The 22,682-nt window shown below is 69.3% G+C and carries 22 protein-coding genes; 10 read left to right on the forward strand and 12 right to left on the reverse strand.

What is annotated here, in order from left to right:
• The first annotated feature begins 125 nt into the window (after positions 1-125).
• Positions 126-440: a hypothetical protein gene (locus JO379_RS00100; RefSeq protein ID WP_209513170.1), complete on the forward strand. Its 315-nt coding sequence runs from the start codon at positions 126-128 to the stop codon at positions 438-440.
• A 185-nt stretch (positions 441-625) separates the two neighbouring features.
• Here JO379_RS00100 and JO379_RS00105 read toward each other — a convergent pair whose 3' ends face one another.
• Together JO379_RS00105 and JO379_RS00110 are read right to left on the reverse strand one after the other, a co-directional pair.
• On the reverse strand, positions 626-973 hold the full coding sequence (locus JO379_RS00105; RefSeq protein WP_209513171.1) for a GvpU-like protein: 348 nt from the start codon (positions 971-973) through the stop codon (positions 626-628).
• A 40-nt stretch (positions 974-1,013) separates the two neighbouring features.
• Positions 1,014-1,643, reverse strand: coding sequence for a TetR/AcrR family transcriptional regulator (locus tag JO379_RS00110; RefSeq protein WP_209513172.1), 630 nt, complete (start codon positions 1,641-1,643; stop codon positions 1,014-1,016).
• Between the two features lie 143 nt (positions 1,644-1,786).
• Between JO379_RS00110 and JO379_RS00115 the strand changes: the two genes are divergently transcribed.
• The gene (locus JO379_RS00115; protein WP_209513173.1) at positions 1,787-2,944 is read left to right on the forward strand and encodes an FAD-dependent oxidoreductase; all 1,158 of its coding nucleotides are present in this window, start codon (positions 1,787-1,789) and stop codon (positions 2,942-2,944) included.
• Between the two features lie 88 nt (positions 2,945-3,032).
• On the opposite strand, the gene JO379_RS00120 is transcribed toward JO379_RS00115, so the two are convergent.
• Positions 3,033-3,416 carry a VOC family protein gene (locus tag JO379_RS00120; RefSeq protein WP_209513174.1) on the reverse strand — a complete coding sequence of 128 codons (384 nt, stop codon included), beginning with the start codon at positions 3,414-3,416 and terminating at the stop codon, positions 3,033-3,035.
• A gap of 2,233 nt (positions 3,417-5,649) precedes the next feature.
• Here JO379_RS00120 and JO379_RS34015 point away from each other — a divergent pair.
• Complete coding sequence (locus JO379_RS34015; protein ID WP_372449129.1) at positions 5,650-6,111, forward strand: ATP-binding cassette domain-containing protein; 462 nt, start codon at positions 5,650-5,652, stop codon at positions 6,109-6,111.
• Between the two features lie 282 nt (positions 6,112-6,393).
• On the opposite strand, the gene JO379_RS00130 is transcribed toward JO379_RS34015, so the two are convergent.
• Positions 6,394-7,611: a glycosyltransferase gene (locus tag JO379_RS00130; protein WP_209513176.1), complete on the reverse strand. Its 1,218-nt coding sequence runs from the start codon at positions 7,609-7,611 to the stop codon at positions 6,394-6,396.
• Between the two features lie 496 nt (positions 7,612-8,107).
• Here JO379_RS00130 and JO379_RS00135 point away from each other — a divergent pair, with 496 nt between their 5' ends.
• Positions 8,108-9,754, forward strand: a complete 1,647-nt coding sequence (locus JO379_RS00135; RefSeq protein WP_209513177.1) for a flavin-containing monooxygenase — start codon at positions 8,108-8,110, stop codon at positions 9,752-9,754.
• A 136-nt stretch (positions 9,755-9,890) separates the two neighbouring features.
• Here the strand turns inward: JO379_RS00135 and nadE are convergent, their stop codons facing one another.
• Positions 9,891-10,721 (reverse strand): NAD(+) synthase, encoded by an 831-nt coding sequence (gene nadE / locus JO379_RS00140; protein ID WP_307841826.1) that lies wholly within the window; start codon positions 10,719-10,721, stop codon positions 9,891-9,893.
• A 43-nt stretch (positions 10,722-10,764) separates the two neighbouring features.
• Complete coding sequence (locus JO379_RS00145) at positions 10,765-12,093, reverse strand: wax ester/triacylglycerol synthase domain-containing protein (protein WP_209513178.1); 1,329 nt, start codon at positions 12,091-12,093, stop codon at positions 10,765-10,767.
• A gap of 312 nt (positions 12,094-12,405) precedes the next feature.
• Between JO379_RS00145 and JO379_RS00150 the strand changes: the two genes are divergently transcribed.
• On the forward strand, positions 12,406-12,774 hold the full coding sequence (locus JO379_RS00150; protein WP_209513179.1) for a hypothetical protein: 369 nt from the start codon (positions 12,406-12,408) through the stop codon (positions 12,772-12,774).
• A 409-nt stretch (positions 12,775-13,183) separates the two neighbouring features.
• Here the strand turns inward: JO379_RS00150 and JO379_RS00155 are convergent, their stop codons facing one another.
• Complete coding sequence (locus tag JO379_RS00155) at positions 13,184-13,663, reverse strand: MarR family winged helix-turn-helix transcriptional regulator (RefSeq protein WP_209513180.1); 480 nt, start codon at positions 13,661-13,663, stop codon at positions 13,184-13,186.
• Positions 13,664-13,770: 107 nt separating this feature from the next.
• Between JO379_RS00155 and JO379_RS00160 the strand changes: the two genes are divergently transcribed.
• Positions 13,771-14,652, forward strand: a complete 882-nt coding sequence (locus JO379_RS00160) for an NmrA/HSCARG family protein (RefSeq protein ID WP_209513181.1) — start codon at positions 13,771-13,773, stop codon at positions 14,650-14,652.
• Positions 14,653-14,751: 99 nt separating this feature from the next.
• On the forward strand, positions 14,752-15,630 hold the full coding sequence (locus tag JO379_RS00165) for an endo alpha-1,4 polygalactosaminidase (RefSeq protein WP_209513182.1): 879 nt from the start codon (positions 14,752-14,754) through the stop codon (positions 15,628-15,630).
• A gap of 34 nt (positions 15,631-15,664) precedes the next feature.
• Here JO379_RS00165 and JO379_RS00170 read toward each other — a convergent pair whose 3' ends face one another.
• Together JO379_RS00170 and JO379_RS00175 are read right to left on the reverse strand one after the other, a co-directional pair.
• Positions 15,665-16,288 carry a PLL family lectin gene (locus tag JO379_RS00170; RefSeq protein WP_209513183.1) on the reverse strand — a complete coding sequence of 208 codons (624 nt, stop codon included), beginning with the start codon at positions 16,286-16,288 and terminating at the stop codon, positions 15,665-15,667.
• A gap of 390 nt (positions 16,289-16,678) precedes the next feature.
• A complete protein-coding gene (locus JO379_RS00175; protein WP_209513184.1) occupies positions 16,679-17,257 on the reverse strand; it encodes a TetR/AcrR family transcriptional regulator in 579 nt (192 codons plus the stop codon).
• Between the two features lie 59 nt (positions 17,258-17,316).
• Here JO379_RS00175 and JO379_RS00180 point away from each other — a divergent pair, with 59 nt between their 5' ends.
• Entirely contained in the window at positions 17,317-18,147 is an 831-nt protein-coding gene (locus JO379_RS00180) for a class I SAM-dependent methyltransferase (RefSeq protein WP_209513185.1), read from the forward strand.
• A 492-nt stretch (positions 18,148-18,639) separates the two neighbouring features.
• On the opposite strand, the gene JO379_RS33805 is transcribed toward JO379_RS00180, so the two are convergent.
• Together JO379_RS33805 and JO379_RS00190 are read right to left on the reverse strand one after the other, a co-directional pair.
• On the reverse strand, positions 18,640-19,194 hold the full coding sequence (locus JO379_RS33805) for a DUF4232 domain-containing protein (RefSeq protein WP_307841827.1): 555 nt from the start codon (positions 19,192-19,194) through the stop codon (positions 18,640-18,642).
• A 598-nt stretch (positions 19,195-19,792) separates the two neighbouring features.
• Positions 19,793-20,335 carry an alpha/beta fold hydrolase gene (locus tag JO379_RS00190; protein ID WP_209513187.1) on the reverse strand — a complete coding sequence of 181 codons (543 nt, stop codon included), beginning with the start codon at positions 20,333-20,335 and terminating at the stop codon, positions 19,793-19,795.
• Between the two features lie 76 nt (positions 20,336-20,411).
• Between JO379_RS00190 and JO379_RS00195 the strand changes: the two genes are divergently transcribed.
• Positions 20,412-21,179 (forward strand): hypothetical protein, encoded by a 768-nt coding sequence (locus JO379_RS00195; RefSeq protein WP_209513188.1) that lies wholly within the window; start codon positions 20,412-20,414, stop codon positions 21,177-21,179.
• Positions 21,180-21,232: 53 nt separating this feature from the next.
• Here the strand turns inward: JO379_RS00195 and JO379_RS00200 are convergent, their stop codons facing one another.
• On the reverse strand, positions 21,233-21,550 hold the full coding sequence (locus tag JO379_RS00200) for a hypothetical protein (protein WP_209513189.1): 318 nt from the start codon (positions 21,548-21,550) through the stop codon (positions 21,233-21,235).
• Positions 21,551-21,710: 160 nt separating this feature from the next.
• Here JO379_RS00200 and JO379_RS00205 point away from each other — a divergent pair, with 160 nt between their 5' ends.
• Entirely contained in the window at positions 21,711-22,658 is a 948-nt protein-coding gene (locus JO379_RS00205) for a zinc metalloprotease (protein ID WP_209513190.1), read from the forward strand.
• Positions 22,659-22,682: the final 24 nt, after the last annotated feature.

The raw sequence follows: 22,682 nt of genomic DNA on the forward strand, positions 1-22,682 counted from the left end.
CACGACAGCCCGCCTGTCCTTGAGCACTCCGGCTCGTGGCGACCGGACCGCGTTGAGTTTCGTTCGGCGGGGAGCGTCGTTGTCCGTATCGACAGCCCATTGTCTCGTCGCCTCAAGGAGCCGTCATGCGCCTGTTCCGCATTGGAGTCACCACCTTCGGGGGGCTTGTGCTCTCCGTTTCACTGGCCACCACCTCGGCAGTTGCCGCAGGGGGCCATTTCATCTGGGAGGGACCCAAGGGAAAGATCTACTCGGTCCAGAACCCCCCGGACCGCAAGTGCCTCGACATGGGACAGGAGGCCCGGGCTCCGCACAACGAGACGAAGAAGCCGCTTGTCGTGTACTCGGGCAAGAAGTGCAAGGGCGCAGCGACGCGCCTGGGGCCGGGGCAGCACGGGGCACGGGGCCTGACGTTCTCCAGCGTGGTCTTCAACCCGTAACGCCTCCGCTCGGCGTTGCGTCACCGTGACCGTTCCGCGGACGGGGCCCAGGCCTCTCCGGGCAGTGAGAGGACGGTGGCGGTGGCATCGCCTCCCTCCTTCCCGGCGGTGGGCGGGAAGGAGGGACCCGGGCGCGTGCCCGAGGGGCGCGCGGTTCCGCCGGGCCGGGTCCACGGGGCCGGCGGTCAGCGCACGCTCCATGCACTGACTCCGGACAGCGGCACCCGGAAGAACTCGCCCAGCGCGGTGGGGAGGCTGCTGGCGCCGGAGATCAACTGGCAACCCTGGAGGTGCAGGTATTCCGGCGGATACGCCAGGGGCTCCGCCGCCTCCCGTGCGAAGTCTTCGGCGAAGCGTTCGTCGGGCAGAGTGGCATCACCGAGCCGGTCGGCGATCTGCGTCGCCCAGTGCCGGTGCGCCGCGAGGCGGCCTGTGATCACCACGCCCTCCGCCACGACGGTGATGCGCGGGCCGCCGCCTTCCATCTCGGTTCGGTTGATCAAGTCGATGAGCAGTTCGTCTCGTATGGCCATGCCGCGACTCTATTGATCATCGCGATGATGCAGGCATGTTCTACCGGCTCGGCCCGCTCCAGCCCCGTTCGAGCAGGGCGAAGATCTCGTTCGCGGCGCGGTGCGGGTCGGGGTGGCTGCGGGCGAGGAGGGGGGCGTTCAGGGCGAAGCGGGCCAGGGCGGCGCAGGCGGCGTCGTCCTCGGGGGCGCCGGTCTCCTCGGCGATGGCCCGGGCCAGGGCTGTTTCGTGACGCATCCACATCCGGTGTGCGTACTCGCGCAGTGCCGGAGTCTCCTCCACCATGCGGCTGAACTCCGCCAGCCTCGTCCCCGCGGTCTGCTCGCCCGGCGGATGGGGGATCAGGGTGTGCGGACTCAGCACCAGGGTGTGCGGGCCCACCGCCGTCAGCAGGTGCTCCCGCAGGGCCTGCGGTACGGAGACGCCGGGCGCGCGCTCGCGCACGGCGGCGACGAGGGCCGCCTCGATGTCCTGGTCCAGGTCGAAGACCAGGGCCTCCTTGCACGGGAAGTGCTTGAACAGCGTGGTCACCGACACGTCGGCAGCGTCCGCCACGTCCTTCACACCGACCTGGTCGTAGCCGCGGTCGAGGAAGAGCTCCAAGGCGGCGTCGGCCAGGGCCTTACGGGTCTGGGCCTTCTTGCGCTCGCGGCGTCCGGTCGGTGCGTTCACCGGCACACCATACCCCGCGGACACCCCTCAGGTTGAGTCGGGCAAAAAGTTTAGTTATTGCACCTTCGTAGTGGGTGTGCTTTCGTGGGAGTGCCGCATCCGGCACGCACTTCCGCATCCTCCCGCCGCCGAAGGAGTCTTTCGTGAACGCCACTTCCGCTCGCATCGCCGTCGTCGGGGCCGGCCCCGGCGGGCTGATATGTGCCCGCATCCTGCAGCTGCACGGCTGGTCCGTCACCGTCTTCGAGCGCGAGGCGTCCCCTGCGGCGCGCACCCAGGGCGGCACGCTCGACATCCACTCCACCACCGGCCAACAGGCGCTGCGCGAGGCGGGATTGCTCGACCGGTTCCACGCGCTGGCACGGCCGGAGGGGGAGGTGTGGCGGCGGCTCGACCCCTTCACCGCCGAGGTCCTGGAGGTCGACCGGCCCGCCGACGGCCACGCGGGCCGGCCGGAGATCGACCGCGGGCAGTTGCGTGGGCTGCTGCTCGACTCCCTCGCGACCGGAACCGTCCGCTGGGGGCGTCCGGTCAGCCGTGTCGTCCCCCACGGCGACGGCACGCACCGGCTGCTGTTCGAGGACGGCACAGGCGAGGACTTCGACCTGGTCGTCGGCGCCGACGGCGCCTGGTCGCGCGTCCGTCCGGCGCTGTCCGACGCCGTGCCGCGCTATACGGGCGTCACCTTCGTCGGGACCGGATTCCACGACTCCGACAGCCGTCATCCGGCGTTCGCCCGGCTGGTCGGCGAGGGCACCATGTCCGCCCGGTCCGGCAGCAGGGGGCTGTCGGCCCAGCGCAACAGCGGCGGTCACCTCGACGCCGTCGCCATGTTCCGTGCCCCGGAGGACTGGTACGTCACCGCCGGGCTCGACTTCGCCGATACCGCCGCCGTACGCGCCCACTTGCTGGAGATGTACGACGGCTGGCACGACAGCCTGCTGTACCTGCTGCGGGCCGGGGACAGAGGATTCGTCAACCGGCCCCTGTACGCCCTGCCCGTACCCCCTGTCTGGGACCACGTGCCCGGCCTGACGCTGGTGGGTGACGCCGCCCACCTGATGCCGCCGCTCGGCGTCGGCGCCAACCTCGCCCTCCTCGACGGCGCCGAACTCGCCCTGGCCCTCCTCGCGCACCCGGAGGTCGATGCCGCGGTACGGGCCTACGAGGAGGTCATGCTGCCGCGCGCGGCAGATCTGGCCGCAGGCACCGCGCAGGGGCTCAACCACTTCCTGCCGCCGGAGGGGCAGCCGGAGCCCGTCCCGGGGTCACGGCGGCGTCCCGGCCAGCCGCAGGCCTGAGCCCGTCCGGCCATCGCGGGGCACGTGCGACAAGCACACAGCCGACGGCTGTGAGGCGACGGGCGGCTCGGCGCCAGGACACACAGGGTCAGAGGGACTTCAGCCGGGTGTGCAGGAGGCAGAATTCGTTGCCCTCCGGGTCGGCCAGGACGTGCCAGCTCTCGGTGCCGGTCTGGCCGACGTCGGCGGGCCTGGCGCCGAGAGCGAGCAGCCGCTCCAGCTCGGCATCCTGGTCGCGGTCGGTGGCGTTGACGTCGATGTGCAGTCGGACCTTCCCGGCCCGCGGTTCGCTGTTCGGGCTGAGGATGAGGATGGGCTGCGGGCCGCCGAAACCGACGTCGGGCGGCCCGATCTCGATGCTCCCGTCGTCCTCCCGGCCGAGCTCGACGTAGCCGAGGACCTCGCTCCAGAACGCGGCGAGCCGGTCGGGATCGGCGGCTTCGATGACCAACTCGCTGATGCGGCATGCCATGCCCGTCAGTGTACGTGGGCAACCCGAACCGGTCGTCGGCCGCGCAGACCGCGTGACCGAGCCCAAAGGCGCCACGGGCCCCGAAGCGGCGTGACTGCATTGGAGCTTGCACCGGGGGCGACCTCCGACTGGCGTCAGCCGGAGGGGCGGCGCACGCCGACCGATACCGCCTGTCAGGCATGCGGCGGACGTTGCCACGACCGCGCCGACGAAGGACGACAGACGTATTGTTCGAAGCTGGTTAGATCGGGCCAGGTGTCGCCGACGGAGACCGCGAGGGCGGCCCCGCCTCACAGATGGAGACATGATGAGCACGGTCAAGAGGACGAACGCGCAGTCGTCCGCGCCACACGCTGCCGACAGCCACGATCTGATCCGCGTGCACGGCGCGCGTGTGAACAATCTCAAGGATGTCAGCATCGAGATCCCGAAGCGCCGGCTGACGGTGTTCACCGGCGTCTCCGGCTCGGGCAAGAGCTCCCTGGTCTTCGACACGATCGCCGCGGAGTCGCAGCGGCTGATCAACGAGACGTACAGCGCCTTCGTGCAGGGCTTCATGCCGACGCTGGCGCGGCCCGAGGTCGACGTACTGGACGGGCTGACGACCGCGATCATCGTCGACCAGCAGCGGATGGGCGGCGACCCCCGTTCCACGGTCGGCACCGCCACCGATGCCAACGCGATGCTGCGCATTCTCTTCAGCCGGCTCGGCAAGCCGCACATCGGCCCGCCCGGCGCGTACTCCTTCAACACCGCCTCGGTCCGGGCGAGCGGTGCGATCACCGTCGAGCGCGGTGCGAAGAAGGCGGTGAAGGCGACCTTCCACCGCACCGGCGGCATGTGTACGCGCTGCGAGGGCCGGGGCACGGTCTCCGACATCGATCTCACGCAGCTCTACGACGACAGCAAGTCGCTCAACGAGGACGCGCTCACGATCCCCGGCTACAGCATGGACGGCTGGTACGGCCGCATCTTCCGCGGCTGCGGCTTCTTCGACCCGGACAAGCCGATCCGGAAGTACACCAAGAAGGAGCTGCACGACCTTCTCCACAAGGAACCGACCAAGATCAAGGTCGACGGCGTCAATCTGACGTACGAAGGTCTGATCCCGAAGATCCAGAAGTCGTTCCTGTCCAAGGACATCGACGCGCTGCAGCCGCACATCCGCGCGTTCGTGGAACGGGCGATGTCGTTCACCGTCTGCCCCGAGTGCGACGGTACGCGGCTCAGCGAGGGGGCCCGGTCGTCGAAGATCAAGAAGTTGAGCATCGCCGACGCCTGCGCGATGGAGATCCGCGACCTGGCCGAATGGGTCCGCGATCTCAAGGAGCCGTCGGTGGCGCCGCTGCTCACCGCGCTGGGGCAGACTCTTGATTCCTTCGTGGAGATCGGTCTCGGCTACCTCTCGCTCGAGAGACCGTCGGGCACGCTGTCCGGCGGCGAGGCACAGCGCGTCAAGATGATCCGTCACCTCGGCTCCTCGCTCACCGATGTCACCTACGTCTTCGACGAGCCGACGGTCGGCCTCCACCCCCACGACATCCAGCGGATGAACGGCCTGCTGCTGAGGCTGCGGGACAAGGGCAACACGGTGCTGGTCGTGGAGCACAAGCCGGAGACGATCGCGATCGCCGACCACGTCGTCGACCTCGGCCCCGGCGCGGGTACGGCGGGCGGCGCCGTCTGCTTCGAGGGCACCGTCGAGGGACTGCGGTCCGGTGGCACCATCACCGGCCGCCACTTCGACGACCGAGCCACGCTGAAGGAGACGGTGCGGAAGTCCACCGGCACGTTGGAGATCCGCGGTGCCACCTCCCACAACCTGCGGAACGTCGATGTCGACATCCCGCTCGGGGTGCTGTGCGTGATCACCGGCGTCGCCGGCTCCGGCAAGAGCTCGCTCGTGCACGGGTCGATCCCCGCCGGCGCGGATGTGGTGTCGGTCGACCAGGGGGCGATCCGCGGTTCACGGCGGAGCAATCCGGCGACGTACACCGGGCTGCTCGACCCGATCCGCAAGGCGTTCGCGAAGGCCAACGGCGTGAAACCGGCGCTCTTCAGCGCCAACTCCGAGGGGGCCTGCCCCAACTGCAACGGCGTCGGCGTCGTCTACACCGATCTCGCGATGATGGCCGGCGTCTCCACCCCCTGCGAGGAGTGCGAGGGGAAGCGGTACCAGGCAGCGGTTCTCGAATACCACCTCGGCGGCCGCGACATCAGCGAGGTGCTGGCGATGTCGGTGACCGAGGCCGAGGAGTTCTTCGGCGACGGCGAGGCACGCACGCCGGCCGCGCACCGCATCCTCAGCCGGCTCGCCGACGTCGGGCTCGGCTACCTCAGCCTCGGCCAGCCGCTGACCACGCTGTCGGGTGGCGAGCGGCAGCGGCTCAAGCTGGCCACCCACATGGCCGAGAAGGGCGGTGTCTACGTCCTCGACGAGCCGACCACCGGCCTCCATCTCGCCGACGTCGAGCAGCTGCTCGGCCTGCTCGACCGGCTGGTCGACTCCGGCAAGTCGGTCGTCGTCATCGAGCACCACCAAGCGGTCATGGCACACGCCGACTGGATCATCGACCTCGGCCCCGGCGCCGGCCACGAAGGCGGCCGGATCGTCTTCGAGGGCACACCCGCCGACCTCGTCGCCGACCGCTCCACCCTCACCGGCGAGCATCTCGCGGCCTACGTCGGCGCCTGACGAGGTCCTCGCAGACACCCCGGACCGAGGTCCTCGAAGGCGCCACGGAACGAGCTCCCTCCTCCGCCCCGTCACTCCAGCTGCAGCCATCACGGCAGAACGGCCGCCACCAGGCCTGGCGCTCAGTCACACGAGCTGTGACTGAGCGCCTCACCGGTCGGGTCAACGCCTCGGTGGCGGGACCGAACACTGAGACTGACAGGCCCGGTGTTCCGCCCGATCCGCGCCGAGCGTTGCCCTGGACCAACGGTCCCGCGTGGTGCACACGGGCGTCGGCGGATCTCAACCGGCCGCGTCCAGCAGCAGTTTCGCAGCCACCGTCGCCCCGTCGCTGCGGAACGTGCGGGCCAGGTCGGTTGCTCGTGCGTGCGCCTCGGGGGTCAGGGCTGTCTTGAGCGCAGCCGACAGGGACTCGACGGTCGGAGTCGGACCTTCGTGTGCCGCGCCGATGCCCAGGTCGGCCACCCGGCCGGCCCAGTACGGCTGGTCCGCCCCCTGCGGGAGCACCACCTGAGGCGCGCCGGCCCGGGCTGCGGTCGTCGTGGTCCCCGCGCCGCCGTGGTGCACGACGGCAGCCACCCGGCGGAACAGTGCCTGGTGGTTGGCCTCGCCGACGACGAAGCAGTCGTCCTCGTGGTCGATCAGGGACAGTTCGGCCCAGCCGCGGGAGACGACCGCGCGGCGGCCCTGCGCGCGGATCGCCTCGATGGCCACCCGGGCGATGTCTGCCGGATCGCCCATGGGCAGGCTGCCGAAGCCCACGTACACCGGCGGTGCACCGGCGTCCAGGAACGTCACCAACTCAGCGGGAAGCGGACGTTCGTCGGTCAGGGCCCACGCACCGGTCTGCACCACATCGAGGTCCGCCGGCTGCTGCCACGGTGCCAGGACCGGGTCCGTGGCCAGCCACGGGTGGGCGGTGAAGGCGTAGTCGCGGACGTTGTCCACCGGTGGCAGACCGAGCGACGCCCGCTGGGTGTTGAGCATCTCGCCGAACATCGCGTTCGCGATCCGGGCGTCCAGGTACCACAGTGCCCGGTTGTCGCTCACATCCGATGGCAACGGCCGGCCCCGCCGACCGGGCGGGCGACGGTGCGGCGACGGCAGGATGACGGGCTGGTGGCTCGCGTGCACGTAGCGGATGCCCAGCTTCTCGGCCACCGACCGCGCAGCGGCCGTGACCGGCAAGGGGCCGGTCGCCACCAGCACATCGCATCCCCCGGCGGCCGCGGCGACCGTGTCGAACTGCGCGGCCATCAACTCGGCCGCACGCTGCGCCAGGCCCACCGCCGAACCCGGCGTCACCGAGGTCACCAGCGGGCGCACCGGCCGGCCGGTCGGCACCATCTCCACGCCGACCTCGGCCAGGCGCTTCGCGAACTCCTCGTCCGGCGGCGCGCACACCCGCGCCTCCGCGCCGAGTTCCCGCAGCCGCACCGCGAGTCCCGCCATCGGTTCGACGCTTCCGCGCGACCCGTACGTCGACAACACCACACGCATGTCGTGATTCTCATTTCCGCAGGTTCTGGCTTCGGTGGGTGATTGTGCGGTACGAACGGGGCCTTGCCGCAAGCCCCCCGGTCCGCTATACGTTGATCATGAAGGGGAGTGAGCGCTCCCCTTTCCCTGCACCTTCCGCAGTGGGCGAAAGCTCGGTGCCCCTGCAGGCGATCACCGGGCGTCACTTCGAGCGGGCGGACCAGCTGTGTCGCGGTTGCCGCCATGGCGCGGCGGACATCCGGCCTGACGGGGCGGAGTTGGCGTCGACGAGCCGTCCGACGTCGTGGTGGCGCCGGGTTCCGGGCGCCGGCCCGGGGCTTCCCAAGGGGCGGGGGGTGAACCAGGATGTCCCCCTGTGGGAAGCGCGCGAAGGAGCCGGTCATCGGCACCGGCGGGCCTCGCCGGACGGGTTCGCGGCGTCGCGCACCGGAGGCCGTCGGCACCGGCGCGCGTCCGCCCGCACCACTCGGCGTGAGACACCTGTCAGGAGAACGGCATGCACTCGGCCCCCCGGCCCTCTTCCCCGTCCGCCACCATCACCCCGCAGCTCGACGCCGTCGTCGTCGGGGCCGGTTTCTCCGGTCTCTACCAGCTGCACCGACTGCGTGAATTGGGCCTGCGCACCCGCGTCTTCGAAGCGTGCGACGACATCGGCGGAACGTGGTACCGGAACCGGTACCCCGGTGCCCGCTGCGACGTCGAGAGCACGGCCTACTCCTTCTCCTTCTCGCCCGAACTGGACCAGGAGTGGGAGTGGAGCGAGCGTTACGCGACACAGCCGGAGCTCCTCCGCTACCTCCATCACGTCGCCGACCGCTTCGACCTGCGCAAGGACGTCGTCCTGCGCACCCGTGTGACCCGGGCGGTGTACAACGAGGACAGTCACATCTGGCAGGTCACCACCGACACCGGGGAGACGGTCACCACCCGGTTCGTCGTGCTGGCCACGGGTTGCATGTCGGCCGTCAAGGAGCCGGACATACCCGGGGTCGACACCTTCGCCGGCCGGGCCCTGCACACCGCCGACTGGCCGCATGAGGGCGTCGACCTGACCGGCAGACGGGTCGCCGTGATCGGTACCGGGTGTTCCGGCGTGCAGGCCATCCCGCTCCTCGCCGAGCAGGCCGCCGGACTCACGGTCTTCCAGCGCACGCCGGTCTACGCGCTGCCGGCCCTGAACCGGCCGCTGACCGCCGAGGAGACCGCCGCGTTCAAGGCCCGCTATCCGGAGTTCCGCGCCGCCCAGCGGAAGTCCCGGGGAGGCACCGTCTTCGAGCTGCCGACCCAGTCGGCCCTGGAGGTGGACGAGGCGGAGCGCACGGCCGCATACGAGGCGGGCTGGGAATCCGGCCTGCTCAGCGGTCTGCTGCGCACATACACCGACATCCTCGGCGACCGGTCCGCCAACGAGACGGTCGCCGAGTTCGTCAGGTCCAAGATCCGGTCGATCGTCACCGACCCGGAGACGGCCGAGACGCTCTCACCGCGCACCTTCCCGTTCGGTACCAAGCGTCCCTGCCTGGACACCGACTACTACGCCACCTACAACAAGCCGCACGTGGGGGTCGTGGACCTCACCAGGACACCGATCGTGGAGATCACACCGAGCGGTGTCAGGACCTCGGAGCGGGAACACTCCGTCGATGTCATCGTCTTCGCCACCGGCTTCGACGCCATGACCGGGTCCCAGGTCGCCGTGGACATCGTCGGCAAGGGTGGCACCACTCTCCGGGAGAAGTGGGCCGCCGGCCCCCGGAATCACCTGGGCCTGGTCTCGGCCGGCTTCCCGAACCTCTTCACGATCATCGGTCCCCTCAGCCCGTCGGTGCTCAGCAACGCGGTGGTGTCCATCGAACAGCATGTGGAGTGGATCACCGACTGCATCGCCCACCTGCGGCGGAACGGCCTCACCGAGATCGACGCCACCCCGCGCGCCGAGGAGGACTGGTGCGCCCACGTTGCCGATCTCGCCTCCCGGACCCTCTACCCGGATGTCGCCTCCTGGTACACGGGAGCGAACGTGCCGGGCAAGCCGCGCGTGTTCCTGGCCTACACGGGCGGCGCGGACCGGTACCGGGCGGAGTGCGACGCAGCCGCCCGGGACGGGTACCGCGGCTTCGCCCTGTCCGGCGGAGCTACCTGAGACCCGCTCCCCCGGCCCGGGTCCGAGCGGGCTGCCTGGCCACTCCGGCCAGGCAGCCCGCTCAGCCACAGCCGGGTCGCGACGGCACCGCCGGCTCGTCCGGCGGGACTCTTGTCATGCCTACCCGCACCGCGCTTCAGGGGCCGACGGGCAGCTGACGCTTGTGGTCGGTGATGCGGTAGCGACGGACGACCGTTTCGAAGGCCCGCTCGTCCACCGGCTTGCCTTCGAGGAAGTCGTCGATGTCGTCGTAGGTGACCCCGAGCGCGTCCTCGTCGGCCTTGCCCGGGGCGAGGGTCTCCAGGTCGGCCGTCGGGGTCTTCCACACCAGCTCGGCGGGCGCGCCCAGCGCGTCCGCGACCGCGCGCACCCGGCGCTTGGTCAGGCCCGTCAGCGGGACCAGGTCGGCGGCACCGTCGCCGAACTTGGTGAAGAAGCCGGAGACCGCCTCGGCGGCGTGGTCGGTGCCGACGACCAGGCCGTCGTGCGCGCCGGCCACCGCGTACTGGGCGATCATGCGCTGCCTGGCCTTGATGTTGCCGTGCACGAAGTCCTGGTGGTGGGCGTCGCGGAAGCTCACTCCGGCGGCCAGTGAGGCCTCGAGCGCGGCGTCGCTCGCGGGCTTGATGTCCACGGTCAGCACGTGGTCGGCCTGGATGAAGGACAGCGCGAGCTGGGCGTCGTGCTCGTCGGCCTGGACCCCGTAGGGCAGCCGCATCGCGTAGAACCGCGCCTCGTGCCCGGCGGCCCGGGCCCGCTCGACGGCGAGCTGGCACAGCCGACCGGTGGTGGTGGAGTCGACGCCGCCGCTGATGCCGAGCACGAGGGAGCGCAGACCGGTGGAGGTCAGCCGCTCGGCGAGGAAGGCCACCCGGCGCTCGGCCTCGCGCTCTGTCTCGAAGGTCTCGGCGACCTGGAGTTCCCGGGCTATCTCCTGCTGCAGGGCGATGGACGCCGGCTCGCTCACGTCTGCTCCTTGTTCCGCTTCACGGTGTGTTGTCGCGCCCACCCTACTTAAGGGTGCCCGGCTCAAGGGTGCCCGGCTCGAGGAGGTCCGGCCGGGGGCCCGGCCGATCAGGGTAGGGAAGGCAGGCGCCGGTCACGGGCGCTCCAGCCAGTCGGTCCACCCGGCTTTCCAGTTCGCTCAGCGCATTCCTCCACAGCTCGGGCAGCCCGGTCGCTCCGGGGGTGCGCCGGTCGTGTACCACGCTGAATCTGGCAGTGGCGGCCGTCCTGGTCAGTGATACGTAGCAGGGCATTTTCCCGGCCGGAACGCAGAACAGGCCGGCTGCGGTAAGAGAGGAGCCGAAAACGGTCCAGGGCGACGGAAGCTTGAGGTGGGTGGCAGTCAGCGCGTGACGGGGGCGTGGGTTCGGGCGAGTGAGCCAAGGGGAGAGCAGGCGCTCGATCAAGAAGTGGGCTGTGTCGCGGTACCCGGTGTGCGCAGCCTGACGAGTCTGCTTCAGCACTGCCTCAAGGCAGTGCCGAGGGTCGGATGGTGAGGAGGGCAGGGCGAGGTCCATGGAGACCACGTGGTTGCCGGGCGCCCCTTCGTTCCCGGATGTCCGGACCGACAAGGGAACCGCTGCCGTCAGTCCGAGAAAGGGCGACTTGGGGAACGCCCGGCTGTGCCAGACGGGCAGGGCGAGAGCCAAGGCTGTGAGGTACACGTCGTTGACCGTCACTCCCCATGCGCGGGCCAGGGCACGCAGGCGGTCATCGGGGACGTCCACGTACGCGATCCGGGCTCCGCCTTGATAGTCGGCGGACAGGTCCGGCCACGCGCGGCCGCGCGGCGGTCGGTGGAGGTAGTTACGGGCGAAGCGGGAGGCAGCTGTCAGGGTGCGCCGAGCGGGCCGGTGCAGGTGCGGAGCAGGCAGCTCCTGGTCGGCCAGAAGAGCCGCGAGGTAGTAGGCGGCTCCGACGCCGTCGCACAGGGCGTGGTCCATACGGAAGCAGATGCGGTAGGAGCGGTGCCCCTGGTTCGTGAGCAGCCACATGTCCCACGGTGGGTGGGGTGGCTGGGGCAGGTCTTTGCGGATCAGCTCGTTGATCATCTCGTCGCTCGCGCGCCCGGAACGGGCGTCGGGTCCTTGCGTGACGTGAACGGTCAGATCCAGAGGACGGTCAACGCTGTGCCAGCCCGAGGAAGCACGGTGCGGCAACAGATGCAGCGCCGCGAGGGGCCCGGTGCGGTGACGGAGGTGCTCCCGCAGGGCGTCCACGCTCGGTGCCACTCCGTCGATATCGAGGACGAAGCCGAAGGCGACGGTGCGGTCGTAGTGGATGAAAAGCCTGTCGGCGACTCCGGGTACGGCGGGAGCGGCCGCGTTCTGCACCAGCGGAACGGACGGCTTGGTTCGACTGCGAACCGATGAGGGGGCTGGGAGCAGGTGCCGCATTTGCACGCCTACACGGTTGGGCGGTGATGGACCGCAAGCTAACAGAGCAGGCACGGGATATTCGGATGACAGGCCGTTGGGATGCCTTCCCGCAAAAGGTATGTTCGCTCATATTCCCCTCATGTCATCCTCCCTCCCCCAACGGCCGGATCTTTAGGCTTGAAAGTCGCTATCAGAAACCGAACGCCACCCCGTAGTAATGGCTTCTCGGCCTGACCGGCCGTCCGTGAACAAAAGGAGCCATCACCCATGACTCGTTTTCGCACCGCCGGTATGGCCTTCGTCGGCGCCGCAGCGATGTTCGCCCTGACCGCCGCGCCCGCCCAGGCCGCTCCCGGAGATGTCACGACCTCCTGCGCGAGCGTCCTCACCCCGACCGGCTTCGTCGACGTCAGCTGGGGCTACAGCAGCAGCTGCGGCACGCAGAACTTCAGCCCGAACATCAAGCAGATAAAGCAGCTCACCGGGCTGCCCGTCGGCACCGTCGTCCAGGCCTGCGCCTCCACCTACCAGCCCGCGGGCTGGATCCAGACCAGCTCCTACTACAGCAGCAGCTGCCGCTACTCGGCGACGCCCAGCCTCAGCCACAACGCATGGCAGCTGAAGCGCGTCTCCTGAGCCAGGGCGCCGACGTGGTCAGGTGCGATGACGAGCCCTTTTCCCCCAGCCGCACTGGTGGGTGATCAACCACGTCAGCGGCGCCGACGAAGGGCCGGCTCACCGCCGATGCCGCCGAGCGCCTCCGCCTCACGGACACCGGACGGGAGACGCGAGGCCGCATCAAGAAGCTGGTCGACGGACTGCGGGCCGAGATCCACGAGGGCATCCCGGACGAGGAGTACGTGATCGCACTGTCCGTTCTCCAGCGCATGATCCGCAACGTGGACGCGAAAGCCACACAGGCGTAGCGCGCCCGACTCGGCCGAGACCCGCCGCCGACCCGCGCTCCGGACGCCCCCCCCACTCCGGATACGACCGAGAAGGGGCGCGTACCGCTGTTCCCCGGGCCGGGCCGGCTGGTGCGCACTCAGTCCGGCTTCGGCCGGGAGCGCAGGTGCCGCATCTGTTCGTGGCTGAGATCGTGCGCCTGCCGCATGTGACGGGTGATCACCTCGAGCTCGTCCTCGGTATGGCCGTCAAGGAGGGTCTGCCAGGCCTGGCCGAGGTCGTCCCACACGGCCGTGACACGGGCGACGCGATCAGCCACCGGGGTGACCAACACGCGGCGACGGTCCTGCTGGTCGGGTGCGCGGACCACGTAGCCCCCTCGTTCGAGCCGGTCCACCAGCCGTGTGGCGGAGCCCGTGGTCAGGCCCGTCATGTCGGCGATCTGCTTGACCGTCAGCGGCCCGGGTGCGGCTGTCAGCAGACTCAACGCCTGCACGTCGGTCGGGTGCATCCCCAGGTGATCGGCGAGGGCCTGGTTGAACAACACATAGGCCGCCAGATAGCGACGGGATTCGATCGACAGCTCCTCGTGGAGCCTGGCCCGGCGAGCGTCTGTCATCCGGCTCACTCCCTAAATCACTGCGCGACGCAGCTAATGCAGTGCTAGTCTCCTGCGTGGCGCAGTTAATGCGTCACGCAGCTATCCTACCGGGGGGAGCCACTTCCATGTCCACCATCACCGTCACCGGTGCCACGGGGACCCAGGGTGGAGCGACCGCCCGCGCTCTGCTGAACGCAGGCCACGGAGTCCGCGCGCTCACCCGCCACCCTGATTCGCCTGCCGCCGACGCCCTACGAGCCCTTGGCGCCGAGGTACGCCACGCCGACTTCGACGACCGCGCCTCCCTCGACGCCGCTCTGACCGGGACCGACTCCCTGTTCGCGGTCACCACTCCGTTCGGCGCCGATGTCACTGGCGAGGTCCGGCAGGGCAAAGCTCTCATCGGCGCCGCCGCAGCCGCCGGGATCGGGCACATCGTGCTCACCTCCGTCGCCCACGCGGACCGCGACACCGGTATCCCGCACTATGGGAGCAAGCACCTGGTCGAGCAGCATCTGCGCGCAGCAGGCGTGCCGTGGACCGTGATAGCCCCGGCGGCATTCATGGACAACTACGCCGGCGGCTGGATCCTCGACGGGCTGCGCGAGGGCACCTTCGCCTGGCCCATGCCTGCCGACCGGCCGCTCGCTCTCATCTCCGCCGCGGACATCGGCGCGTTCGCCGCGCTGGTCCTCCAGCGCCGCGATGAGTTCACGGGCCGCCGCATCGACATCGCCTCGGACGAGCGCACCCCCCGTCAGATCGCGGAGATCCTCGCGACGGCCATCGGCCGCCCGATCACCCACCAAGAGGTGCCTCTGGCCCACGTCCGGACCCGATCCGCCGACCTGGCGGCCATGTTCGACTACTTCACCACCGTCGGACTTGACGTGGACGTCGCCTGCCTGCGGCGTGACCACCCCGACGTGGGCTGGCACAGCTTCGCCGACTGGGCCGCCGGCCAGGACTGGCCCGCACTCCTGTCCCCCGCGCCCGCACGTCGGTGACATCTGCCGTCCAGGGGCGCGGATGCCGGGCATCGCCCGCAGCTCCCCGGCTCCCGGCTACCCGCGGACCCACAGCGGCCCCGACCGTAGGCTGCCTCCGTGACCCATTTCCCTTCCCGCGCCGTTCTCACTGTCGTGATCCTGACCGTAGGCCTTGCCACGGCTTGCTCCACCACCGGATCACCACAGGGCGACAGTCCCCGGAAGCCCGCCCACACCGGCGCCACCACGGGTTCCGGTGCCGGCGCCCCGACGGAAGTTCGGGCGCCGACTGCGAACGCGGCCTTCGACTACCAACTCGGTGGCGCGTACCCACCTCCCGGCAAGGTCCGAGCCGTGTCCCGCGACCGCGAGGCCAAGCCCGTCGACGGTCTCTACAACATTTGCTACGTCAACGCCTTCCAGACGCAGCCCGGTGAAGCCGTCACCTGGTGGAAGAAACACCACCCGGAGCTGCTCCTGAAGAACGACGACGGAGACCTGGTCATCGATGCGGACTGGTCCGAGCCCTTGCTCGACATCTCCACCGCGGCCAAGCGCACAGCGCTCATGAACATCGTCGGCCCCTGGATCGACGGCTGCGCCGCAGCGCACTACGACGCGGTGGAACCGGACAATCTCGATTCCTACGAGCGGTCCGAAGGCAAACTCACACCCCAGCACGCCGCTGCTTTCGCCCGGCTCCTGGCCGACCGCGCGCACCAGCGTCACTTGGCCATCGCGCAGAAGAACACCGCTGACCTGCTCCCTCAACGCGCCCGCATCGGCTTCGACTTCGCCGTTGTCGAAGAATGCGGACGCTACAAGGAGTGCCCCGAGTTCAGCGACGCCTACGGGGACAAGGTCTTCGACATCGAGTACACGAAGAAGGACTTTGCCGACGCCTGCCGCGCCTGGGGGAAGGACCTGTCCATCACCCTGCGCGACCGCGACGTCCGTCCTGCCGGCACCGACGGCTACACCTACCAGTCCTGCTGAGCGCCTTCCGAAGTCGCCCCGCTTCGTCAAGAGCTCACGTGCACATGGCATCCGCGCACATCTGCCACGGCTCCCAGGACAGGAAGCGGTCCCGCTCGGTGGTCTGCCAGTAGCGGTCGCGGTTCCACTCGCGGGCGACGATGTGCAGCCGCCCGTCGGCGAGCTGGGTGACCGAGGTCGGCGCACCCAGCCCCACATTCGCCTCGGGGACCTTCCCGAGCCACCGCACGTCGGCCCAGTGTGCTTCGGAAGAGCCGTACTGGCTGCGTACGTCCATCGAGGAGTATGAGCTGCCACTGGAGGCGAAGGCGTGCAGGCGCCCGTCACGTTCCTTGAACAGCACGATGCCGCCGTGGTACGGAGCCGGCTGCAGGCCGAAGTCCTCCGGCGGGCCCCATCGGCCGCCGGACACGGGCAGCACGGTGTGACAGAAGCGGCCGTACGAGGGGATGAACGCCTCCAGCCCGCCGATGCCGTTCTCTGCCGCAGTCACTTGGTAGAGCTTCGGCCCGGCGGGGACGGCGCTGACCCGCTCCCAGCCGCCGTAGGGGCCGCCGGCCACGTCCTGTGCCCGGTGCCAGACGAAAGGCAGACCGCTCGTCGAGGAGTCGTCGTAGAACTGCTGGAATTGCTCGACCCGCCCGTCAGCCCGCGTCACCGCCACCAGGCTTCCCGGAGCGGGCCGGGAGGCGAGGCCCCGAGCGTTGCTGTCGCCCGCGCACGCGGCCGTGGCGTGCGCGATGGGAGGGATCAGCACACTTCCGGTGCAGGCAAGCAGTATCGCGATCACACTGTGCAGCACGCTTTGTAACAGTCTTCGGTGCACGACCGGTCGACCTCCAGCGCTCGACAGCGGCTCCGGGTGATCCCAGGGCCGGATCGCATCCTCGCGCGTCGTACGCCGACCGGCTAGAGCGCCGTGAATGGCCGGCGATGATGTGTCGTCAGCCGACTCGGGCACTTATCAGGACTCCGCACCGGCGGCGTCCCGCGAGACCCCCGCCTTCGCGCCGGGCCGTCCGATCGCATCCGCGAGCGCGCCGGTCGATCAGGAGCGGATGACCGTGGTCACGACCTTGTGGACGGCTTCGGCCTCCGGCGGGGTGCCTTTCCGGTCGGCGAACAGCAGATGTGCCGCTCCGACGAGCGTGGGAGCGAGCGTATTGATGTCGGCGTCCGGTGCGACGCGGCCCCGTTCACGCTCGGCCACGAGGTAGGAGGCGATCATGGCCGTGGCTTCCGTCACGATCGGGATTCCGGCCACTCCGGCCTGACGCAGCCGGGCGCGCAGGCCGTCCCGGGAAGTGACGAGAGCGACGATCGCGACAGCAACCGGCCCGAAGAGTTCTGTCAGCGCTCCGGTGAGGTTGTCGGCGACGGTTCCGGTCCCGGCGGAGTCCCGCAGGGCGGCGGCCTGGTTGTCGATCCGGGCGATGCGGTCCATGACGAGATCGGCGAGGAAGGCGTCGAAGTCGGCGAAGTGCCGGTGCAGGACCCCCTTGGCACAGCCGGCCTCCGTAGTGACCGCCCGGCTGGTCAGCGCGCTCGATCCGTCCCGGAGCAGAACGCGTTCGGCAGCGTCGAACAATTGCTCACGCGCGTCGCGGAGCGCTGTCCCTGTCGGCATCGTGTCGTCTCATTCCCTGCACCGTTGAAGAGTGGGCATGTGCCCACTACAGTGGGCACATGCCCACTTTACCGCCTGAAGAAACACGCCCCTCCGGTCCCGAGCCCCATCGGCACCGAGAGACAGCCGAGTCGTTCGGCACGGACGCCGAACGCTACGACCGGACCCGCCCCCCCTATCCGGACGCCCTGGTGGGGCGGATCGTCGCCGGCACCCCCGGGCCCGACGTCCTCGACGTCGGCTGCGGGACCGGCATCGCCGCCCGGCAGTTCCAGGCAGCCGGCTGCCGGGTGCTCGGGGTCGAACCCGACACGCGGATGGCCGAACTGGCGCGGCGAAGCGGGGTGGAGGCCGAGGTGGCGACGTTCGAAGCCTGGAACTCTGCGGGGCGGGAATTCGACGCGGTCGTCGCCGGGACGGCCTGGCACTGGGTCGAACCGGTCGCGGGCGCCACCAAAGCCGGCCAGGTGCTGCGACCCGGAGGCCTGCTGGCACCGTTCTGGCACGTGCCCCAGCTGCCGTCCAACGTGGCGAAGGCCGTCGTCGCCGCCTGCGAACGGGTGATGCCGGACGCGCCGTTCAACCGGGCGGCGATGACGGCGCCGGCCTTGGACATGTACCGGACGCAGTTCACCCGGGCCGCCGACGGGATACGGCAGGCGGGCGGGTTCAGCGATCCCGAGCAGTGGCGATTCGACTGGGAGCGCTCCTACACCCGCGATGAGTGGCTGGAGCAGATGCCCACCCAGGGCGCCTTCACCCGGCTCCCCCCGGACAGACTTGCGGAGGTGCTGGACCACGTCGGGGCTGCCATCGACGGGATGGGCGGCACGTTCACGATGCTCTACGCCACAGTGGCGGTCACCGCGACGCGAACCGGCGCCACCTGATTCGCCGCAGGGGAGTCGGCTCCACGATGGCCTCCAGCCCGTCCGATCCCCCGTCAGGCCGTCAGCCCGTCAGTGGCCAGTCGGTCGGCCCGCCCTTGCCGACGTGCCTGATCACCGGTCAGCTCGGTGAAGCGGATCCGGCGGCCGGTCGCCGCCGCGATGGCGGAAGCCTTCTCGGCCGGTGTGAGCGCTTCAGGTCCCGAGACGATGTGGCACCCGCCTCGGCGGCCATTGCCATGATCTGCGGCCCCGTCCGCAGCGGGGCATGGTCATGGCCTGTGGCTACGAGCAGGTGCACGGCGGATGCTCCCTCGAAAGCTGCTGCCAACGTCTGCGGTCTCGCCAGGTCACCGCCCACCACTTCGACGTCGCCGGGCAGACCGGTCGCCTCGGCCGGGGCATGAGGAACAGTAAGTGCCATGTAGGTCAGCTTTTGTCCGCCTTCTGTCAAGGCACCCCCCTTGCTGCTGTCTGACCGCCTCCGCGTACGACTCACCTGCCGGATGCACCCATCTTCCAAGGGCCGACACCGAGCTTCCCCGTAGTACCCAGGTCGAACTCCGGGATCACCATCACGGGGTCGGCGCCGGGCGTTTCCCACACCCTCACGTAGGGCGCGTTCACGGGCTTGCCGACACCGCCTTCGACGGTGTTGCGCCAGACCAGGCCGGCGTAGGCACGCTCGCCGGGCTTCAAGTCCAGCGGCTGGGGTGTGCCGTCGGCTCCGGTGCCGGTGGCGATGGCACTGCCGCCTTGGAAGATCTTCACACCGTTGACGGGCTTGTGACCCTCGTCGAGGAGCTGGAGCTGCGGGTAGCCGTTGAGCCGGTGGATTCGAGTGCCGCAGTTCTCCAAATGAAGGCTCACGACGCGGAATCCCATGGCGGCATCGCCGTCATCGGCGTAGACGCGCACTCCTGAGGGCGGGCAGGTGCCCTTGTCGGAGGGTGCCTCGGCAGCGGGGACGCTCCTCACCTCGGCAATCCGCACCCGTGCCGCGCCGGTGGGATGCGAGGGAACTTCACCCATGGTGACTGTGCGCTTCACGGTCCGACCGGGTTTGACGGACGGCACTGTCTGCTTCGTATGCGTCAACACCTCGCCCGAGTCCGACAAGAACTCGAAGCCGATCGTGTAGGTGAAGGGTTCGGTCCCGTGGTTGGTCACGTCGAACTCGGCGCAGGCACGGGTGCCACCGCTCGAGCCGGTAATTTTGACTCCGCCCTTCTCCAGGTAGGAGGGATTTCCCGACAGGGCCGAAGCGCTGGGCCTGGTCGGTGCGTTTGAGTTCGACGCCCCACAGGAGGACTTACTGAGAGGGTCCGTGGAGTCGGACCTCGGTCTCTGCGTCAAGCCACCGCTTCGGGAATCGGCCTTCTGTGATCCACAAGCCGTGAGCAGCAGGGCGCCGGCGAGGACGACGATGGGAGGGGTGAGGGAGGCGTTACGCATCCACCGAGTCGATCAGGACCAGACCATGTCGGCTGTGACGGAAGCCACGATTCCGGCAACGGGCTGGTTACAGGCGAGCAAGGAGGCCGACGGGAGCTTCATCTGGTGCCGCGATTGGCCGGAGTGCTGTTTACCGGGGCCGCTGGGGCTACCGGCCCAGTCGCCTACCTGGTATAGGCCTGTGATTGCGTGCTCATGTTTGGCGGCGGTCACGACGGCGCCCCTCCTTCACCAGCAAAAAGGCCAACGCTGCCTCCGTGAAGGTCTCGGGCGCCGCGCGGTGAACGAGGTGACCGACCGGGATGGTGATCACTCGCCCTGCGGGAACGCGGCGGGCCAGCTCGGCGATGCCGTCCTGGGGCGGGACCGGAACGTCCTCCAGGACGAGCCGCCTCACCCGCTGCGGATGGTTTCCCGCGAGCAGATAAGCAACGATCCCGCCCATGGAATGGCCGATCAGGTCGACTTGGCCAAGCCCCAGCACGTCAAGGAAGCGGATCACGTCGCCCTGCATCAGTTCGAGCGAGTAGTCCCCCGGCCAATCGCTTCGGCCGTGACCGCGGAGATCGAGGGCAAACACCCTTCGGTGACGGGCGAAGGCGGGCGCCACCGCATCCCAGTCAGCGGCGTTCTCGCCCAGCGCGTGCAGCAGGACGAGCGGCGGAGCATCCGGCTGACCGGATACCCGGTAGGCCAGCCGGACCGCTCCTGTCTCGACCGAGCGATGATCAACCATCTACGGATGATACGCAGAGCGTCATCGCGGAGGGTTGGCGGATGCACATGGGGTATCCCCGTGGGATAAAGGAAATATGGCGGATGCGCTGAAGAACGCCGATGTCGAAGTCAAGTCCACCGTGTCCGACGAGGCCGCCGAATCCGCGCGCCGGCTGCTCGGGCTGGATGCCGACGACGGCAAGGGCCTCACGGTTTACTTCTGGGAAAACCCGTGGGCGGACGGCGACGACATCCGTCTCCCCCTTTCGGAGGCCGGAGTCATTCTCCGACTGCGGAAGGCCGCGAAGGGCGATGCGGACGACCTGACCGTGAAACTACGGCCGTGCGTCCCGGACGCGCTGCCTGCCGACTGGCGGGCGAATCGTGACGGCAAGGACTGGGAGTTCAAGGTCGAGGAGGACTGGAGCGGCCGCAACTGCGTGTGGGCGGCCTCGCTGAAGGTGGAAGGCGACTTCGCCCGGCCCACCACCGATGCCGGAGACGGCGATGACGGGGGCTCGCGTCAGCCCCGACTGTCCAAGGAGCAAGAGGAACTCTTGTCGAGCGCCGGGGTCACCGACGACGAGCTGGAGGACCTGGTGCCCCTCGGCCCGGTGCAGGCCATCAAGTGGAAGCCCTCCCGTCGCGACCTCATTCACCCGCTCACCGCGGAATTCTGGAGCGTCGGCCCTGACCTGCGTTTCCTGGAGCTGTCTCTCCGGGCACGCCCCGCAGACGCCTCCGGCGCACAGGACCTGCTGGAACGGGCTCTCCTGGACGTGGGCCTCGAGTCCCTCTCGCCTCAGGCCTCCAAGACCCGCAGCGTCCTCACAGCCCTTGCCCGCGCGCACCTGAACCGGTAGCGGGAGCGATACGGGAAGCGGCTCGGGCGGAAGCCGCCGATCGTGCGGCCGTCTCAGGACATACGTACCTTCAGCAGCTTGCTGTCGCACTGCAGGATCTCGAGCCGGCGGTCGGGCCGGTCCGACCCGGGAAAGCTGATGACGAGTGACCTTCCGTCCGCCGTCGACCAACGGCCGGGAATGGCGTCGGGTACGTCGGCAGCGCCGATGGCGTGATCGATGTAGGTGCCGTCCGCGATGATCTCCATGCCTCTGCGGCCCCGAGCGGGCGGGAAGGAGTAGTCGATCGGGCGGTAGACGGTCACGCCCTCGGTGTCCTCCTCGTAGGAGTGTGTCCACCGCTGGAACAGTTCGGCAGGCAGCTCACTCATCGTCCCGGCCTTCCCTCGGGTGCATATTTTGCCGCGATTCGCAACAAATGATAGCCTTTTAGTGGCTAATTCATTCGTATCACCATGGCTCATTTACCGGAAAACGGTAATGCCTCACCCGGCCACAGCCGCGAGCCGCGGCCGAATCTGGAGGTGTGATATGCCTGAGAATGATGCGACCACCGCTCCCGCCCGCCGAGGCTGCGGCACCATGCCGGTGCACCACCTGCTGATGGCCGATAACCCGGCGTACGCCGAGGCCCGTGTCCGGATCGAGAACAAAGCCTTCGCCTATGAGACCGGCGATGAGACCACCGCACGTGTCGGTGTGACCCGCATCCCGGTCGTTGTGCACGTGGTGTTCAACACCGCCGAACAGAACATCGGCGAGGACCAGGTCAACAGCCAGATCGACGTGCTCAACCAGGACTTCCGGGCTCTCAACCCGGACATCGACCAGGTGCCGCCGGTCTGGAAGCCGCTCGTGGCCGACAGCCGCATCGAGTTCCACCTCGCGACACAGGATCCGCAGGGGCAGCCCACCGACGGCATCACCCGTACACAGAGCCAGGCCGCGAAATTCAACATACGGACCAACGCCGTCAAGCACGCGTCGAGCGGCGGCCACGACGCCTGGCCCGCCGACCGCTACCTCAACCTGTGGGTCTGTCCGCGCATCTTCGATCCCGGAGACCCCAACGAGATACTCGGCTACGCCCAGTTCCCGGGCGGCCCCGCCAAAACGGACGGGGTGGTCATCGGTCACCGGTTCTTCGGCACGACCGGCACGGCGTCCGCTCCCTTCAACGGCGGGCGCACGGCGACCCACGAGGTGGGGCACTGGCTGAACCTGTTCCACATCTGGGGTGACGACGGCGGCGGCTGCAACGGCAGCGACCTCGTCGCGGACACCCCGAACTGCGGCGGCCCCAACTTCCAGGCCCCGACCTTCCCCACGCTTTCGTGCAGCAATGGCCCGGACGGCGACATGTTCGTCAACTACATGGACTACACCGACGACCGGGCCATGTTCATGTTCACCAAGGGACAGGTGGTCCGCATGGAAGCCACCCTCGACAGCGCCCGGTCGTCCTTCAACGGCGCCTGACGGCCGGTCCGTCCCTACCGGGCA

Source organism: Streptomyces syringium (assembly GCF_017876625.1).
Lineage (GTDB): Bacteria > Actinomycetota > Actinomycetes > Streptomycetales > Streptomycetaceae > Streptomyces > Streptomyces syringius.

Excerpts from the sequence above, each read along its gene's own strand:
- JO379_RS00100 (WP_209513170.1), top strand. The coding sequence starts at position 126 with ATGCGCCTGTTCCGCATTGGAGTCACCACCTTCGGGGGGCTTGTGCTC.
- JO379_RS00105 (WP_209513171.1), bottom strand. The coding sequence starts at position 973 with ATGGCCATACGAGACGAACTGCTCATCGACTTGATCAACCGAACCGAG.
- JO379_RS00120 (WP_209513174.1), bottom strand. The coding sequence starts at position 3,416 with ATGGCATGCCGCATCAGCGAGTTGGTCATCGAAGCCGCCGATCCCGAC.
- JO379_RS34015 (WP_372449129.1), top strand. The coding sequence starts at position 5,650 with ATGTCGGTGACCGAGGCCGAGGAGTTCTTCGGCGACGGCGAGGCACGC.
- JO379_RS00130 (WP_209513176.1), bottom strand. The coding sequence starts at position 7,611 with ATGCGTGTGGTGTTGTCGACGTACGGGTCGCGCGGAAGCGTCGAACCG.
- JO379_RS00135 (WP_209513177.1), top strand. The coding sequence starts at position 8,108 with ATGCACTCGGCCCCCCGGCCCTCTTCCCCGTCCGCCACCATCACCCCG.
- JO379_RS00150 (WP_209513179.1), top strand. The coding sequence starts at position 12,406 with ATGACTCGTTTTCGCACCGCCGGTATGGCCTTCGTCGGCGCCGCAGCG.
- JO379_RS00155 (WP_209513180.1), bottom strand. The coding sequence starts at position 13,663 with ATGACAGACGCTCGCCGGGCCAGGCTCCACGAGGAGCTGTCGATCGAA.
- JO379_RS00160 (WP_209513181.1), top strand. The coding sequence starts at position 13,771 with ATGTCCACCATCACCGTCACCGGTGCCACGGGGACCCAGGGTGGAGCG.
- JO379_RS00175 (WP_209513184.1), bottom strand. The coding sequence starts at position 17,257 with ATGCCGACAGGGACAGCGCTCCGCGACGCGCGTGAGCAATTGTTCGAC.
- JO379_RS00180 (WP_209513185.1), top strand. The coding sequence starts at position 17,317 with ATGCCCACTTTACCGCCTGAAGAAACACGCCCCTCCGGTCCCGAGCCC.
- JO379_RS00190 (WP_209513187.1), bottom strand. The coding sequence starts at position 20,335 with ATGGTTGATCATCGCTCGGTCGAGACAGGAGCGGTCCGGCTGGCCTAC.
- JO379_RS00195 (WP_209513188.1), top strand. The coding sequence starts at position 20,412 with ATGGCGGATGCGCTGAAGAACGCCGATGTCGAAGTCAAGTCCACCGTG.
- JO379_RS00200 (WP_209513189.1), bottom strand. The coding sequence starts at position 21,550 with ATGAGTGAGCTGCCTGCCGAACTGTTCCAGCGGTGGACACACTCCTAC.
- JO379_RS00205 (WP_209513190.1), top strand. The coding sequence starts at position 21,711 with ATGCCTGAGAATGATGCGACCACCGCTCCCGCCCGCCGAGGCTGCGGC.